The sequence below is a fragment of the Pontibacter liquoris genome (genome assembly GCF_022758235.1).
GTDB classification, from domain to species: domain Bacteria; phylum Bacteroidota; class Bacteroidia; order Cytophagales; family Hymenobacteraceae; genus Pontibacter; species Pontibacter liquoris.
The window spans coordinates 2,330,228-2,347,785 of sequence record NZ_JALEBG010000001.1 but is presented as its reverse complement, the minus strand read 5'-3'; the positions used below and the strand labels follow the sequence as shown (position 1 = coordinate 2,347,785).

Below are 17,558 nucleotides of genomic sequence, written 5' to 3'. Positions count from 1 at the left end.
CGTGCTTTGTAGTGATGCCGTGATCCTGGCCGTTTCACTCGACACGTTCAGGGAACTTGATCTAAGCAAATTATGCAAAGAGAAAGCCGTGATCTACGATGTAAAAAGCATCCTACCAAAAGAATTAGCCGACGCCAGAGTATAAAATAAATACAAAGAATGGTGTCATTTCGACTTAAGGAGAAATATGAAGCATCACAATATGTTTCAATGGATTTCTACTTGCGTCGAAATGACTTATTAATAATTAAATCTATAATAGCCCAAAGCTGTGTACGAAACACCATACCATACCGAAAACCTTAGCCAATACAGCTTCCTTGTAACTGGGGGTGCAGGTTTTATAGGCTCTAACATTGTAGAATACCTGCTGAAGTATGGTGCAGGCAAAGTGCGGGTGCTGGATAATTTCTCGACGGGGTCACATGCGAATATAGAAGCTTTTAAAGCGAATCCTGCTTTTGAACTGCTGGAGGGGGATATACGGGATCTGGAGATATGCCGCAAAGCATTGGAAGGAATAGATTATCTTTCACACCAGGCAGCGCTGGGTTCGGTGCCGCGTTCCATTAATGATCCCATTACCAGCAATGAGGTAAACGTAAGTGGATTCCTGAATATGTTGGTATCGGCACGCGATGCGGGTATTAAGCGCATGGTATATGCTGCCAGTTCCAGTACCTATGGCGACCACCCTGGCCTGCCTAAAGTGGAAAACGAAATTGGGAATCCCCTCTCTCCTTATGCGGTTACGAAATATGTGAATGAGCTATACGCAAGCGTATTCTCTAAAACCTACGACTTTCATACGATTGGCCTGCGCTACTTTAACGTATTCGGGCCAAGACAAAACCCGAAAGGGCCTTATGCAGCAGCTATCCCTTTATTTATAGAATCTGCATTGAATGGAGAAGCACCTTTTATAAATGGTGACGGCGAAACCAGCCGGGACTTTACATTTGTTGAAAATGCTGTGCAGGCAAATATAAAGGCAATGCTAAGTTCGGTTATCACAAAGCATGACGTAGTCAATATAGCTTTTGGTGAGCGCACAACTTTAAATCAGCTTTGGAATAAAATTAATGAAATTGCCGGAGTATCTATACCTGCTGAGTACCGGGAAGAAAGAAAAGGCGATGTTCGGCATAGTCTTGCAGATATAGGGAAAGCGAATAGAGTATTGGGTTACAAACCCTTATTTTCTGTTTTAGATGGGTTAGATTTAGCATTTAACTGGTACAAGGCAAATAGTGCCACAAATTTTATTAATAGATAGAAATCACATTAACTTTTATGGCTGAATTAAAAGGTAAAAGAGTACTTGTAACCGGAGCTGATGGTTTTATTGGAAGTCATTTGGTGGAACGTCTTTTAGAGGAAGGATGTATCGTCAAAGCCTTTGTATACTATAATTCCTTCAATAGTTGGGGTTGGTTAGATAACTTTTCTAAAGAAAAACTCTCACAACTAGAGATATTCTCTGGCGATATAAGGGATCCGAATGGTGTACGTACTGCTATGAAGGATATAGATGTAGTCTTTCACCTGGCAGCACTGATAGCTATACCTTTCAGTTATCACTCTCCGGATAGTTATATTGATACCAATGTAAAAGGTACTTTAAATATCGTTCAGGCAGCAAAAGATCTGGGTGTAGAGAGAGTGTTGGTAACATCCACTTCAGAAGTATATGGCACCGCACAGTACATTCCAATAGATGAGAAGCACCCGCGTCAGCCACAATCTCCTTATTCAGCTTCAAAGATTGGTGCAGACTGCATCGCAGAATCCTTCTACAGGAGCTTCAACTTGCCACTTACTATAGTACGACCATTCAATACATATGGTCCTCGGCAATCAGCCAGAGCCGTTATACCTACTATTATCACACAGTTGCTGCAGGGTAAAACTGAAATAAAATTAGGAGATCTGACTCCTACGCGCGACCTGCTTTTTGTAAAGGATACTGCGAATGGTTTTGTAGAAATTGCAAAGTCAGATAGCCTTATAGGTGAAGATTGTAACATCGCAACCGAGTCTGAGATAACAGTTGGAGATCTTGCTCAGAGCCTGATCAACCAGATCAATCCAGAGGCAAGAATAATTCAGGATGATATTCGTTTAAGGCCTGAGAAAAGCGAAGTGTTCCGTTTATATGGAGCCAACAGTAAGATCAAGAGCCATACAAATTGGGAGATGAAGTATTCGCTACAGGAGGGACTTGCGGAAACAATTGAGTGGTTCCGAAACAAAGAGAACCTGCGACAATACAAGGCTGATATTTATAATATATAGAATTAAGGTAAATCTTCTAAGGACTTAATTTATGGGGCAGACTACTAAGTATAGCCACATCTTAAACCATATAAAATCTCTTTTCCCTAATCAGGATTTTATTCCCTTACATGAGCCCCGGTTCGTTGGAAATGAGAAGAGATATGTAGCAGATGCCATCGACTCAACTTTCGTTTCATCAGTGGGTGCTTATGTAAACCGCTTTGAGGAGATGATGCAGGATATTACAGGAGCTAAGTATGCTATTGCTACTGTTAATGGTACTGCAGCCCTGCATATGGCACTTATTGTTGCTGGTGTTACGCAAGGTGATGAAGTGCTCTCACAGGACCTTACCTTCATTGCTACTGCCAATGCCATAAGTTACATTGGTGCAAAACCTGTTTTTCTGGACGTTGATAGGAAAACACTTGGCCTAAGTGCTGAAAAACTGGAGGCATTCTTAAAGGAGTTTGGACAGAAAGCAGAGGGGGCTACTTTTAATAAGAAAACTGGTAATCGGATCGCTGCTTGTGTTCCGATGCATAGCTTTGGTTTTCCTTGTGAGGTAGATCGCATTGCTGCCATCTGCCAGGAGTGGAATATACCATTGGTGGAAGATGCTGCTGAGTCATTAGGGAGTTACTATAAGGGAAAACATACAGGAGGTTTTGGGTTGCTTGGCACTTTTAGTTTTAATGGGAATAAGACTGTTACCTGCGGCGGAGGCGGTGCCATTGTAACGAATGATGAGCGTATTGCAAAGCTAGCGAAGCACCTGACAACACAGGCTAAAACACCTCATGCCTGGGAGTTTAACCACGATTATATCGGGTATAATTACCGCATGCCAAACCTTAATGCTGCTTTGGCCTGCGCGCAACTGGAGCAATTAAATGCTTTTGTGGAAAATAAACGAGAACTGGCTGAAAACTATACAAAATTCTTTAAAGGGGTAGAAGGAGTAGAATATATAATAGAAGAGCCGGATGCCAAAGCAAACTATTGGCTTAACGCAGTTCTATTAAACGATAGGAAAGAGCGTGACGCCTTTTTAACAGAACTGAATGCTAATGGAGTAATGTCCAGGCCCGTATGGACTTTAATGCATAAGTTACCAATGTTCCAAGATTGCCAGCTAGGTGATTTATCAATAAGTAATTGGTTAGAAGAGAGACTTGTGAATATACCTAGCAGTGTCAGGATATAACTATGGGGAGCATTATACTATTAGGTTATTCTGGGCATGCATATGTAGTAGCAGATGCAATTAAGAAACTAGGTTTAGATTTAATAGGATATTGTGATAGATCAGAAGCTAAATTCAACCCATTTTATTTAAAATACTTAGGGGATGAAAAAGATGAGAATACTCTAACACAAATAAAGGCCTACGATGCTAGTTTTTTTATAGGTATAGGAGATAATGTAATCAGGGAAAAACTGACTGAATACCTGACAGAGAGAAAACTTAATAATACTTCAATCATACATCCCTCCGCAATAGTTGCAGGTTACGCCGCAATAGGTAATGGTAGTTTTATTTCTGCAGGCGCAATGATAAATCCTATGGCTCAGATTGGGAAAGGTGTTATTGTAAATACCGGAGCCATTGTGGAACATGAATGTAATATTGGTGATTACGCTCATATTGCGCCAGGAGCTGTATTAGCAGGTAACGTTATGGTGGGTAAAAGTAGCTTTATTGGAGCGAATGCAGTGGTTAAGCAGGGCGTTAAGATTGAAGATAGTGTAATTATAGGTGCTGGAACAGTTGTTATAAATGATGTTGCAGCTAATCAGACATGGGTCGGAAATCCTGCAAGGCGCATTAAATAGTTTTTAGGTATTTGTATATACTTACTTACAAAAGCCCAAAATAAAGATGTGAAAAGCTTTGCAGTAAAGAATATTAACAGGTAAATGATTTATTCAAAAAGAATTGAAGAGCGCATAATTTCGCCAAATGCAACTATACTGGATGCATTGAAACAAATGGACGTACTAGACAAGAAGCTTTTACTGATTGTCAGTAATGAAAAATTTATAAGCATTGTAAGTGCGGGCGATATACAAAGAGCGATCATCAAAAAGATAGATCTGGATACTCCGATATCAACTATACTGCGGGAGCACATTCGGGTAGCGTCTCCGGATGATACTATGCATACTATTGAGAAATTAATGCTTTCGTTTAGAATGGAGTTTTGCCCTGTTGTAAATGAAGATAAAGACTTATTAGACGTGCATTTTTGGGAAGACATTTTTAAAGATGCTAAACCTAAACCTGCTTTTCAATTCGATTTACCTGTAGTGGTAATGGCTGGTGGTTTTGGAACCAGGTTAAAACCATTAACTAATGTGGTGCCTAAGCCATTGATTCCGATTGGGGACGGTACCATGCTGGAAGAAATTTTCTCCAGGTTTAACAGTCATGGAGTAAATGATTTTTTCTTATCAGTAAACTATAAAGCATCGCTGATCAAGTTTTACCTGAAAGAGTTAAATCTTCCTTACAACATACAGTTTATCAAAGAAGATGAGCCAAGAGGCACGGCAGGTAGCTTGAGTTTGTTAAAAGGTAAGATAGATAGAACGTTTTTTGTTACAAATTGCGACATTATAATTGATCAGGATTACTCTGACATCTTAAAGTACCACAGAGATAATAAAAACGAGCTAACTATTATAGCAGCACTTAAACATTATCAGATACCATATGGTACGCTTGAGACAGGTGATAACGGAGAACTTCTGGAAATAAGAGAGAAGCCTAATCAATCAGTTTGGATCAATACCGGGATGTATATCTTAGAAGCTGATCTTATAAATGAGATACCTGAGAAAGGTTTCTTCCATATAACGGAACTGATTGGTAATCTTAAAAAAGAGAATCGTAAAATTGGTGTATACCCGGTGAGCGAAGGCTCCTGGATGGATACCGGCGAATGGCAGGAATACGATAAAACGGTTAAACGTTTAATGGATAAGTAATAATCAAATTTCAATAAATATTTTTAGAAGCACACAGGTATAGTTAAACGTGAGTAATCATAAAAGTAGACTTTTCTACTTTTGCTATTGTAGCTTCCTGTCTTTATAATTAATATGCTACAAGCTAAGGTTAAAAGCGGCCTAAAATGGAATATAATTAACCAGGTAGTAACCCAACTTATCTTCGTTTGGTTTGGGATCTATTTAGCAAGGTTACTGGGGCCGGAAGCTTATGGGTTAGTAGGTATGATAACTATTTTCTCAGGCTTTGCTAACTTATTTGTTGATTTTGGATTCAGCTCTGCTATCATTTATGATCAAAACTTAACCGTTAAAAAAACATCCAGTGTTTTCTGGTTTAACCTGGCTATCGGTTTGTTTGTGTACCTCTTATTTTTTGTGCTTTCACCGTTTATCGCGGAATTTTATAATGAACCAAAATTAATAATCCTGACCCGTGTAGTTACTTTAAGTTTAATAATCAATTCTCTTGCCGGAATACCTAATACCCTCTTAAGTAAAAACATAGATTTTAAGCTTAAGATTGTTGCTGCTTGGATAGCTACTTTCCTAAGTTATGGAGTTGCTTTTTATATGGCCTATAATAATTGGGGAGTTTGGAGCCTGGTAATTCAGGGTATTATTTCTTCTGTTATTAACCTGATATTTGTGTGGAGAATAGCTAAATGGAGACCTCTGTTTTACTTTTCGTGGAGCGAGATAAGTGGATTATTTAATTATGGTTCCGGAATAGTTGGAACAAATATGCTTGGTTACTTAACACGTAACTTAGACAATTTGCTGATCGGTAAATTTTTAGGAAATGCTTCGCTAGGTATTTATACCAGGAGCTATAATCTAATGATGTTGCCTATATCAAATGTTACCAGTGTTTTTAGTAAAGTGCTGTTTCCTGCATTCTCCGTTATTCAGGGTGATAAAGAGAAGATTGCATTTCATTACTTAAAGGTTATTAAGTTCATTGCACTAGTCACATTTCCTTTAATGGTAGGTCTGTTTACTGTAGCCGATGAATTTGTACTGCTGATTTTAGGAGCTAAATGGAGAGATGCAATTCCCATTATTAAGATGCTTAGTATTTTGGGCGCGGCTCAATCTGTACTTTCTTTAAATGGAGTAATTTATAATGCTACAGGTAATGCTGGTAAGGCTTTCAGAGTTACTCTATACTTAAACATTATTCTGATTCCTGCTTGGATCTTAGGGCTATACTTAGGAGAATTGGAAGGTTTAGTATTTGCATATTTATTAATTGGTACTATAGGTGCAATACCAATTTTAAATGTAGCAATCAACATTATAAACTTAAGTTTATTAGATATTTGGAAGCAGTTGTATAAGATAATTTTAGGCTGCCTCTTAATTATACTTATAGGTTTATTAGTTAATAGTTTTAATCTGAATCTAGAATTAAGTCTGCTATCTAAAATAGTACTAAGCATTCCCATATATGCTTTAACGATATTCTTTTTAGAAAGGGATTTATTGAAAGAAATAATTAAGGTAATAAAGCCTAATAAAGCCTAATAAAGCCTAATAAAGCCTAATAAAGAAAATAATAAAACAAGTAATATAAAATTGTAACATAACCTTGAGAATCCTATTCATATTCAACCTTGCCGTAACAAATCCTTTATTTCTGGAACTGGTGCATCGTTTACAGCATGAAGGTCATAGCGTGCGTGTTTATGATTTTATTAGTTCAAAAACTTATGATCCGGTTACAGGATATACAACATTTATAAATTCTTACTGGTGGGCAAAATGGGTTCTAAAGATCAAATACATTAGAAGATTCTTTATCCCCTATATCAACAAAAAATGTATTAGCAAAGAATTTAAGCATGGTGATATTGTGAATGTACATTATGTTCACAAAGAATATGCATTTTATGCAAAGCAAATTAAGCAACAGGGATGTCGCTTAGTAACAACTTTCTGGGGATCAGATTATTTAAGAGCATCAGATCAACAAAAGAAGGCTTATCAAAAACTATTAAAGTATAGTGATTCCATAACAATGGTTGAAGGTGTTAAAAGAATCTTCGAAAACGAATTTCCTGAATACAAGCATAAGACGCAATCAACCTTCTTTGGCTTAAAATTACTGGATCTAATAAATAGTGTAACAGAAAGAGATATAGCTGAATTTAAAACAAAGTATAATATTCCGCTTTCAAAAAGAATAATAAGTATAGGGTATAATGCAAGTCCATTGCAACAGCATCTTAAATTGATTGAAGCTATCGGTAACTTAAAAAGCGAGATAAAAGAAGATGTACATGTATTTGTACCACTTACTTATGGTGGAGATACTGAATACAAGAATAGATTAAGGCTTGAGCTTGATAATGTCGGTGTGACATATACTGTTTTTGAAAGTAAATTAGAAGAGAAAGAATTAGCACTTCTAAGATGCGCGTCGGATATAGACATTAATATTCAAGTTTCAGATGCATTTTCAGCTTCCTTATCTGAATCGATAGCAGCTGGAAAATTGCTAGTTGTGGGCGATTGGCTCCCTTATGATTTATATGATTTGTGGGAAGTGAAACTTGTTAGAACCAGTGAAGGCAAACTACCTGAGAACATAAAGGCTGCTTTAAGCCAATATGATAATTGGGAAGAGATAGGAAAGAGAAACAGTAATGTGATTTTTAATAAACTTAGTTGGACAGCCTGCTTACAAACCTGGGAGAAGGTATACAAAACTTGATAATGATTTTACAATTTTAAGATTTTAATCATTATTGAATTCCAAAACATAAAAAATAGCTAAAGTGAAAATAACACTTATTGCAGGAGCGAGACCAAATTTCATGAAAATTGCTCCTATAATCCATGCCATATTAAAAGCTAAGAGTAATGGGGCACCAATCTCTTATAGGTTAGTACATACAGGGCAGCATTATGATCAAAAGATGTCCGATACCTTTTTTGAGGAACTTCAGATACCCCAACCCGACATAAATTTAGAAGCAGGAGGTGGGACACAAGCAGAACAGACTGGTGCCATAATGGTAGCCTTTGAAAAAGAGCTAATGAACCATCCTGCTGATTTGGTGTTAGTTGTAGGTGATGTTACTTCTACTTTGGCGTGCTCGATTGTAGCTAAGAAGCTGAATACAAAAGTAGCACATGTTGAAGCAGGAATCAGGTCGTTTGATATTAGTATGCCTGAGGAGATTAACCGTTTGGTTACTGATAGTATTACAGATTACTTTTTTACAACCAGTGAAATAGCAAATACCAATTTATTAAAAGCTGGAGTAGACGAAGCCCAGATACATTTTGTTGGGAATGTGATGATTGATACGCTGTTGGTCAATCAAAGTAAATTTAAAGCTCCTGAGTTTTATCAGAGATTGGATTTGAAGGATAAGAACTATATCGTTCTTACGCTACATCGTCCAGCTAATGTAGATGAAGGTGAAAAATTAAAGGAACTGATCCAGGAAATTGTGGATGGTGTACAGGGGCTGCCAATAATTTTCCCAATTCATCCAAGAACGGCTAAAATCTTCACTAGTTTAGGTATAAGTGCGCCAAATTTAAATATAGTTGATCCCTTAGGATATCTGGAGTTTAATTATCTGGTAAAAAATGCAAAGGCAGTAATTACAGATTCGGGAGGTATTACAGAGGAAACTACTGTACTAGGTGTTCCTTGTTTGACATTACGAGATAACACAGAGAGGCCAGAAACGATAACTATAGGAACAAACGAGTTAGTTGGAACAGACCCAAAGAACATAAATGGTTATTTAACTAAATTGTTTAACGGGGATTGGAAAGAAGGCGGCATACCTGCTTTATGGGATGGTAATTCTGCAGAGAGAATTGTAACACAAATACTTAAAGCATTTAATGAATAAAAAGAAAGTATTGATAGTTAGCAGGAGCTTTTTCCCGATGAACTCACCGCGTTCGTTTAGAACGACAGAGTTGGCAAAAGAGCTTGCCCGACAAGGACATGAGGTTACAGTTATAACTCCTAAGGATATTGAGATACATACTTCATTTGAAAAGGAGCATAATATAGTTATCAAAGACCTGGGGAAACCAACATGGAAAGCTATTCAATTGAATGGTAGGGGTTTAAATTTAAAAATCAGACGATTAGTCAGAAGAGTGTCCAATCTGGTTCTTCAGTATCCTGAAATTGAACTTCAATGGTTGGTTAATCAAGCTCTTAAAAATGAAAGTGGATATGACTTACTGATATCTGTTGCGGTTCCGTACCCTGTACATTGGGGAGTAGCTATGACAAGGTCTGAAGCGCACCGAATCGCAAAAGTATGGATCGCAGATTGTGGGGATCCTTTTATGGGACAGGAAAATGATACCTTTACTCCACCTTTTTTCTATAAATATGTAGAGAAATGGTTTTGCAGAAAAGCAGATTATTTAACTGTGCCTACAACTGGTGCTAAAAGAGGCTATTATCCTGAATTTCAGGAGAAGATAAAAGTTATTCCGCAAGGCTTCAGGTTTGAGGATTTTCAAAGCACTGATAACACAGGAGGTAATGATATTCCAACCTTTGGCTATGCAGGAGGATTTATTCCAGGAAGGAGAGACCCTAAGGAACTGCTGGAATATTTAGTAAATCTTGATTTGAAATTTAGATTTCACATTTACACAAACGTACCTGGCTTAGTTCGCCCTTTTCTTGAAAAAGCAGAAGGTCGTATAATCCTTCATGAATACATACCCAGGCAAGAGTTGCTTGCTCATCTCAGTCAAATGGACTTTGTAGTTAATTTTGAAAACATAGGAGATAAGCAAACACCAAGTAAATTAATAGATTATGCTATAATTGGCAAGCCTATACTTTCTATCAAAACTGGTGCTTTAGATAAAGCAGTTGTAAATGAATTCTTTGCTAGAGACTATCATAACCAGTTGTCTGTTGAAAATCCTGACCAGTATCGCATTGAAAATGTATGTAGTAAGTTTTTAGAGCTTGCACATTCAGAAGAATAAAATCTATGATACAGGGTGATCAATATCTGTTACGTAACCGGAATAAAATATATATATATCTGATATATATTTTATCTCCCCTTCTTGCCCTTTTGGTAGCTATTAAAAATTATAGAGCCACCTGGGCCAAAAATGTTGTGTGGTTATTTGTAGCCTTTTATGGCTATACCATGGTCATTTCAAATGAAGGAATAGATTCGAGCAGGTACAGAGATCAATTTTTACAGATAGCTCAATCAGAGTTGTCTTTTGACAATTTTGTCAGCCAATTATATAATGAAAATACGACTTACGTAGATATAGCCCAACCCTTAATATCCTATGTGGTTGCTCTGTTCACGACAAACTATAAAATTCTTTTTTTAGTATATGGCTTGATATTTGGCTTCTTTTATTCCAGAAATATCTGGTATATAATTTCAAAAGCCGGTCCTAAAATAAATAAAGAAACAGTACTTTTTATTTTTGTTTTTGCCTTCGTTATTGGGTTCTGGCAAATCAATGGATTTAGAATGTGGACTGCGGCACATATCTTTTTTTATGGTGCTGTTCGATATATTTTTGATAAAAAAAGGAAAGGCTTTCTGATCGCAGCATTGTCTGTCTTGGTTCACTTTTCTTTTGTCTTACCTGTTTTTGTATTGATACTTTATACTTTTATTCGGAACAGGACCAATCTCTACTTTCTACTGTTTTTAGCGACTTTCTTTATTTCTGAAGTAAATTTTGGGTTTCTAAATGAGACATTAAAAAATATAGTCCCAGACATTTTTTCAAGTAAATTAAGTGGGTATACAAATGAAGAATATGTCAGCCAACTTAAAGGAAGTATACAAAATACAAGCTGGCACGCCAAATATTATATATATGCTCTTAAATGGGTGATTGTAACTTTCATTTGTATCATGTACTTCAGAGGATTTACTTATATAAAGACACAAGCCAATTTGCATGCCCTATATGCCTTCTCGTTGTTGTTTCTGGCTTTTTCTAATATTATGAGTTTAATGCCTTCTGGAGGGCGTTTTGTTACAGTAGCCAATCTTTTTGCAACTACAGCAATCTTCTTTTTTTTACAAAGTATGGGCAAAGAAGGCTTCTATAAGAAGTTTCTTAAATTATCTGTAGTTCCATTACTTTTTTATTGTGTAGTAGCACTGCGTTTAGGGTTCGATACGATTGGAGCAGTAACTCTGTTAGGAAATCCAATAATATCTTTAATAGTAGATTCAGACATTGCTATAATAGACATTATAAAGTAGATCGGATCAATATTAGTGTAAAGAACAAGTTAGGTGATATACCGGCTTTCAATTACCAAAAAAATAAAATGAATATAATCTCTGCTTTAAGAAAGAATATTAGAAATATTCCAGGCTGGCGAACAAACAGGAAAATATTAGTACTTGAATCAGATGATTGGGGAAGTGAGCGAGCCAGAAGTGTAGAAACACTAACCAAATTAAAACAAGCAGGATACAGCGTTGAAAAGTGTCCTATGACAATGAATGACATATTAGAGTCCAATACGGATCTTGAGATGCTTTTTGATGCTTTATCTGGTTTTAAAGATAAAAATGGGAACCATCCTATATTTACCGGATTCTTTAATGTTGCTAATCCAGATTATAAAAAAATAAAGGCATCAAGATATAAAGAGTATCATTACTTATCAATCCCGGAGACAGCAAGTAAGTACCAGGACCATGATAGAATCATAGAGTTATATCATAAAGGCATAAACACTGGGTTATTCCATGCAGAATATCATGGGCGTGAGCACTTACAAGTTAATCGTTGGCTAAGAGATTTACAGATAGGGCAACAGGATACCATTTTTGGTTTCGAGCATGAGTTTAATGGATTCTCCAGAAGTTACGCTTCTCAAATCAAAAAATCTTATCGTGCTGCTTACGAACCTGACATGCCTGCTGATATTCTGTTCATGAAAGAATCTGTTGTGGATGGGTTAAGAATGTTCGAAGATATCTTTAAATATAGATCAGATTATTTTGTTCCACCCAATGGCCCTTATCCCCGAACAGATAACTTTGAAATGACACTAAAAGAAAATGGTATCAAATTTTTAGGTGGGCCAAGCCTTCAGCAAATTCCAAATACGAACGGTAACTTAACAACAAAACATTATTCACTCGGTAACCAAAATCATGTTAATCAAACTTACATAACCCGCAACGGTATTTTTGAACCTCATTCTGAGGGTAAAGATTGGGTTCCATATTGTTTAGAGGATATTAAACTGGCATTCAGGTGGAATAAGCCTGCTATCATTAGTACGCATAGAGCTAATTTTGTAGGATCAATTTCTAACAAGAATAGAGAAAGTGGTATAAAATCTTTGTGTCTATTATTAAAAAAAGTACAACAGCTTTGGCCAGATGTTGAGTTTATGTCTTCCAAATCTTTAAACTCACTTGTATCAGGGGAATGAACTTAAGTACACTAAGAAGTAATGCTAAACAAATTCTGTTTAATATACCAGGATGGCATACTAACCGAAAGATCGTTGTTATTGAATCGGATGATTGGGGTAGCATTAGGATGCCATCTAAAGAGGTATATGATAAACTGCTTAAAGCAGGGGTTAGAGTTGATAATTGTGCTTATAACAGGGTTGATTCTTTAGCTAGTTGTGATGATTTAACTTTACTGTTTGAGCTACTAAATTCAGTTAAAGATAAAAATAACAGGGGAGCTGTAATTACTGCAAACACAATAGTTGCAAATCCTGATTTTGAAAAAATTAAGAATTCAGACTTTCAGGAATACCATTATGAGCCTTTTGTTGAAACACTTAAAAAGTACTCAAGACATTCTGATATTTTCCAGTTATGGAAGCAAGGAATGAAAGATGAAGTATTCAAGCCTCAATTTCATGGTAGAGAGCACGTGAATGTTGACAGATGGATGAATGCACTCCGCGCTGGTCTAACAGAAACACACTTGGCTTTCAACTATAACCTGTTTGGTATTAGTAATTCTATTACGAAAGAAAGAAGAAAAGACTTTATGCCTGCATTAGATTATGATTCACTTGAAGAGAAAACTAACAAGGAAGAAATATTAATTGAAGGTATGAATCTATTTAGATCAATCTTCGGCTATACCTCAAGTTCTTTTATTGCGCCGTCTTATGTGTGGAGTTCATCAAATGAAGAAACGCTTTCCAATATTGGGGTTAAGTTTATGCAAAGTAACCCTTTTCAAAAACATCCTCTAGTTGGTAAATCAAAATATAAGAGAATTTTACATTACACTGGTCAGTCTAATAATTTTAATCAGAAATACCTAGTTCGTAATACATACTTTGAACCTACTTTAATGGGGCGTAAGTCTGCGGTAGAGAATTGTCTGTCAGGAATTGATGTGGCATTCAGATGGAAGAAACCTGCAATTATCGGATCACACAGATTAAACTATATAGGTAGTATTGATTCTAAAAACAGAGATGAAAATTTAAAGCTCTTTAAATCCTTATTATCTTCTATTGTGAGTAGGTGGCCAGATGTAGAGTTTATGTCAAGTGATGAATTAGGGAATTTAATGGCCTAAGTAAGATGCCTATTTGTGAACTCTAAAATTTAATAATGAAAAAAGTTTGCTTCCTGCTAACTTCTCTTGAGCCAGGGGGGCTTGAAAATTACCTACTTCGTTTTTTAAAGTACTCGGACGGTAAGTTTACGCCCATAGTTATTTGTAAGAGTGGCCGGGCTGGAAAATTGTTACCACATTACCAAAGCCTAAATGTTAATATTGTTACAATCAAAACCGGATACCTAAATCTATTATCCTGGTATAAGATATTTAAATTTTTAAGAGAGGAAGGTGTTGATACTGTTTGTGATTTTACTGGTAACTTTGCAGGTATTTATCTTTTGATAAGTAAATATGCTGGTATTAAAAAAAGAATTGCATTTTATAGACAGTCGACAAATCATTTTAAAGAGAATGCTTTTACGCTCAAGTATAATAGTTTTGTACAAAAATTAGTTTACAAGAATGCGACACAAATATTAGCTAACTCTAATGTGGCATTAAACTACTTTTTTCCTGACCGGAGTTCAGATGATAATCGATTCCAAGTTATTTATAATGGTGTTGATCAAAGCCAGTTTAACATCTCGATTGAGAGATCGGTTGACAGATTAAAGTTTGGAATTCCTGTTGATGCTTTTGTTATAGGCCATACAGGTCGATTCGATGCCGTAAAAAATCACATTTCTATATTAGAAGTAGCTCGGTTTTTATGTGCAAAGCATGCGGATATTTATTTCGTATTCTGTGGAAGAGGAACAGATTCGAAGGCTATGGTAGACTTAGTAAACGAAATGGGGCTATTGCATCGTGTTAAATTATTAGGTTATCGTGAAGATGTGAATAGGGTGCTAAAAGCTTTTGATGTATTCTATTTCCCATCGCTAACAGAAGGGCAACCAAATTCTTTAATTGAAGCAATGATATCAGGCGTGCCATTTATTGCTTCGAACATAGAACCAATAAGGGAAACTGTACCTGACTATTTGCTTTCTCAATTGATAGAGCCAAAAGATACAGAGGCTGCAACAAAGAAGATTTTAGAACTATATCATAATCGATCATCCCTTCCTGAATTAAAGGCGAGTGAATGGGCAAAAAGAAATTTTGACCATGATACACGCTTCAAAGAATTTTTAGATAACCTTTAAGAGTTTAAATGGATTTATTGTTTTTTTCGAATGCCAGATTAAGTAAGGTTGAAAACGGAGATGTTTACGGTTATCATTCTTCTTTATCTTACGCTTCACTTACACCTTACTTAAATGAGTTTTCTAAAATATATGTAGTGGCTCGTGTAGAAAATGTAAAGGGAAAAGAGTTTAATGAAGCTGCAAAAGTAAATGGATCTAGAATTGAAGTTTTAGAAATACCATACTACATTGGGCCTAAACAATTTTTGAAAAGTAGAGCTTCTATCAAAAAACTTATAAAAGAGTACGTGGCGATAGAGGCTGCTGTTATATGCCGAATTCCAGGAACGATTGGAAATATGGCTGCTAAAGAACTGCAGAAAATAAATAAACCTTATGCTGTAGAGGTAGCTGCAGATCCATTCGATGTATTTGCTCCTGGGGGCTTCAATCATCCACTCAGAATTTTTTTCAGATATAGAGGATTAGTACAGTTAAGAAATACTGTGAAAAAATCTTCAGCTGCTTTATATGTAACTGCCCAAGCACTTCAAAAGCGATACCCGATATCTCCTGGAACATTCAGCATTTCTGCATCTGATGTTGTTTTACCTGAAGAAGCTTTTGTTGAAAGATCAAGACAGATTGATTTAGGGAAGAGTGCTTTTACATTAATTGCTTTAGGTTCTTTAGACCAAATGTATAAATCACCTGATGTGATGCTAGAGGCAGCTAAGCAAATTAGAACTAAGGGTTTAAATGTAAAAGTAGTATGGTTAGGAGATGGCCGATTTAAAGATAATATGATTTTATTATCTGAAAAGCTTGGAATAGCTGAACATGTGAACTTTGCAGGAGCAGTAAAACCAGCTTCATTAGTAAGAGATTATTTAGATAAAGCCGATATATATATACAGCCTTCAAGAACGGAAGGCCTACCAAGAGCTTTAGTTGAAGCTATGGCAAGAGGACTGCCGTGTATTGGAACATCAATAGGGGGGATTCCTGAGCTTTTAGAAGAACCAGTTTTGATTCCTAAGAATGATGCTGATGCTTTAGCTAAGAAGATAACTTATATGCTAGAGAATCCGACTTTTGCGAATGAACAAGCAATAAGAAATTTAGAAATAGCTAGGCAATATGCGATAAACATATTAACTGAAAAGAGGAGCCTTTTCTTTAAAAAAATAAGTGGTCTTACAACAGACTTTTACCATTTAAGCTAGCATTTAATTACAATTATGCACCCCAAAATATTTATACTTCCCAGCAATACAGATTTAAATAGAGGAGATCAGGCTTTAATATGGGAATCAATCAATTTAGTTAAAGATATACTACCTGATGCAGAATTTTTCCTTTTTGAAAGTGGGAATTCAGTTGAGGATGTTCATTTGCAAACAAGACAAACTGCGCAGTTAGGGTATCAAATTGTTCCCCGCCTCTTAAAACATCCTGGAAGAGCTACTCAGAAAAACAAAAGCAAATCTGTACAGTATTCGCCTGCTGTTTATTTGAAGTGGGGCTTTCAAGCAATAATCGATTTATTCACCACATCATTACTCCTATTCAACTTTAAATTTCTAAACAGGCTAGGAGAATCTTTCCTTTCAGATGCGGAAAAGCAAACATTAAAGGATTTTAAGGAAGCAGATGCTGTATTTGTAAAAGGTGGAGGGTTTATTCATGCTTACGGGAAAATAACCGACTTATACCTTATTTATTTCTCTTTATATTACTTAATGTTAGCCAACAGGTATAAAAAGAAAGTTTATGTTTTACCAAACTCCATTGGTCCTATTAAGGGTTATCTAACTAGAGCTATAGTTAGGAAAGTATTCTCTAAATGTAAATTAGTGACCGTAAGAGAAAATGTTTCTAAAGAATTTGTTGAAAGCCAGCTCAAAATTAAAACATATAAGTACCCTGATCTTGGATTTTATCTGAAACCTTCAGCGAAAGATTTTACAGCTTATTTTGCTGAACGAAACATCCCTCTCGGTGAAAAAAAATTGGTTGGGGTAACACTCCGACCTTACCGTTTCCCTTCTTCAACCGATCCTGTTGAACGCTACAGATCCTATATAAGTGAGATGGTAAGCTTTTTAACTGGTCTTATTAATGACCAGTACCATATAATCTTCTTTGCTCATACTTTAGGGCCAAGTAGTCATGAAGATGACCGGATAGCCTTAAGAGAAGTGATAAAAGCTATGCCCGCTTCTGCGGAAGAGAATTATAGTTATGTTGAAGACTTTGATCTAAACTGCGAAGATGTAACCAAATTTTATTCTTATTTGGATTTCATGGTTGGAACTCGTTTTCACTCCGTAATCTTTGCACTGAATGTTGACGTGCCCTCTATCGCCATTGCTTATGGAGGTAATAAAAGTTACGGAATTATGCAGGATCTTAATCTAGACGATTATGTTATTCCGATTGAAAATGTTGATGCGGAACATTTAAAATCTGCTTTCAAGTCTGTTGTAAATAGTAGAGAAGCCTATTTGAGTAAAGTGAATGCTCATAGGATATTTTTGAGAGATGAGCGAGAAAAGTTTTTACTGCAAATAAGTGAAACTTTAAAGTAACAAG

General features: G+C 36.1%; 16 protein-coding genes. All 16 read left to right on the top strand.

Annotated elements, in window-relative coordinates; all coding sequences use genetic code 11:
• The first annotated feature begins 1 nt into the window (after position 1).
• The 16 genes from LWL52_RS09690 to LWL52_RS09615 all read left to right on the top strand — a co-directional run bounded on the left by LWL52_RS09690 (position 2) and on the right by LWL52_RS09615 (position 17,554).
• Positions 2–145, top strand: a complete 144-nt coding sequence (locus tag LWL52_RS09690) for a hypothetical protein (protein WP_242919270.1) — start codon at positions 2–4, stop codon at positions 143–145.
• 126 nt (positions 146–271) lie between these two features.
• Positions 272–1,276 carry an SDR family oxidoreductase gene (locus LWL52_RS09685; RefSeq protein WP_242919268.1) on the top strand — a complete coding sequence of 335 codons (1,005 nt, stop codon included), beginning with the start codon at positions 272–274 and terminating at the stop codon, positions 1,274–1,276.
• A gap of 17 nt (positions 1,277–1,293) precedes the next feature.
• A complete protein-coding gene (locus LWL52_RS09680) occupies positions 1,294–2,295 on the top strand; it encodes an NAD-dependent 4,6-dehydratase LegB (protein WP_242919266.1) in 1,002 nt (333 codons plus the stop codon).
• A gap of 31 nt (positions 2,296–2,326) precedes the next feature.
• Positions 2,327–3,484, top strand: a complete 1,158-nt coding sequence (locus tag LWL52_RS09675) for a LegC family aminotransferase (RefSeq protein ID WP_242919264.1) — start codon at positions 2,327–2,329, stop codon at positions 3,482–3,484.
• 2 nt (positions 3,485–3,486) lie between these two features.
• Positions 3,487–4,113: an acetyltransferase gene (locus tag LWL52_RS09670; RefSeq protein WP_242919262.1), complete on the top strand. Its 627-nt coding sequence runs from the start codon at positions 3,487–3,489 to the stop codon at positions 4,111–4,113.
• Between the two features lie 84 nt (positions 4,114–4,197).
• Entirely contained in the window at positions 4,198–5,268 is a 1,071-nt protein-coding gene (locus LWL52_RS09665) for a sugar phosphate nucleotidyltransferase (RefSeq protein WP_242919260.1), read from the top strand.
• Positions 5,269–5,382: 114 nt separating this feature from the next.
• The gene (locus LWL52_RS09660; RefSeq protein ID WP_242919258.1) at positions 5,383–6,816 is read left to right on the top strand and encodes a lipopolysaccharide biosynthesis protein; all 1,434 of its coding nucleotides are present in this window, start codon (positions 5,383–5,385) and stop codon (positions 6,814–6,816) included.
• Between the two features lie 64 nt (positions 6,817–6,880).
• Positions 6,881–8,005, top strand: a complete 1,125-nt coding sequence (locus LWL52_RS09655; protein WP_242919256.1) for a glycosyltransferase — start codon at positions 6,881–6,883, stop codon at positions 8,003–8,005.
• Positions 8,006–8,069: 64 nt separating this feature from the next.
• On the top strand, positions 8,070–9,164 hold the full coding sequence (gene wecB, locus LWL52_RS09650) for a non-hydrolyzing UDP-N-acetylglucosamine 2-epimerase (protein WP_367615692.1): 1,095 nt from the start codon (positions 8,070–8,072) through the stop codon (positions 9,162–9,164).
• Positions 9,157–10,275: a glycosyltransferase gene (locus LWL52_RS09645; RefSeq protein WP_242919254.1), complete on the top strand. Its 1,119-nt coding sequence runs from the start codon at positions 9,157–9,159 to the stop codon at positions 10,273–10,275. The genes wecB and LWL52_RS09645 overlap by 8 nt, the downstream gene beginning before the upstream one ends.
• A gap of 5 nt (positions 10,276–10,280) precedes the next feature.
• Positions 10,281–11,537, top strand: a complete 1,257-nt coding sequence (locus LWL52_RS09640) for an EpsG family protein (RefSeq protein WP_242919252.1) — start codon at positions 10,281–10,283, stop codon at positions 11,535–11,537.
• Positions 11,538–11,605: 68 nt separating this feature from the next.
• Positions 11,606–12,727, top strand: coding sequence for a hypothetical protein (locus LWL52_RS09635; protein WP_242919250.1), 1,122 nt, complete (start codon positions 11,606–11,608; stop codon positions 12,725–12,727).
• The gene (locus LWL52_RS09630) at positions 12,724–13,848 is read left to right on the top strand and encodes a hypothetical protein (protein WP_242919248.1); all 1,125 of its coding nucleotides are present in this window, start codon (positions 12,724–12,726) and stop codon (positions 13,846–13,848) included. Before LWL52_RS09635 ends, LWL52_RS09630 begins: the two co-directional genes overlap by 4 nt.
• 35 nt (positions 13,849–13,883) lie before the next feature.
• Positions 13,884–14,981, top strand: a complete 1,098-nt coding sequence (locus LWL52_RS09625) for a glycosyltransferase (protein WP_242919245.1) — start codon at positions 13,884–13,886, stop codon at positions 14,979–14,981.
• Between the two features lie 8 nt (positions 14,982–14,989).
• Positions 14,990–16,189, top strand: coding sequence for a glycosyltransferase (locus LWL52_RS09620; RefSeq protein ID WP_242919243.1), 1,200 nt, complete (start codon positions 14,990–14,992; stop codon positions 16,187–16,189).
• Positions 16,190–16,204: 15 nt separating this feature from the next.
• On the top strand, positions 16,205–17,554 hold the full coding sequence (locus tag LWL52_RS09615) for a polysaccharide pyruvyl transferase family protein (protein ID WP_242919241.1): 1,350 nt from the start codon (positions 16,205–16,207) through the stop codon (positions 17,552–17,554).
• The last annotated feature ends 4 nt before the right edge of the window (positions 17,555–17,558 follow it).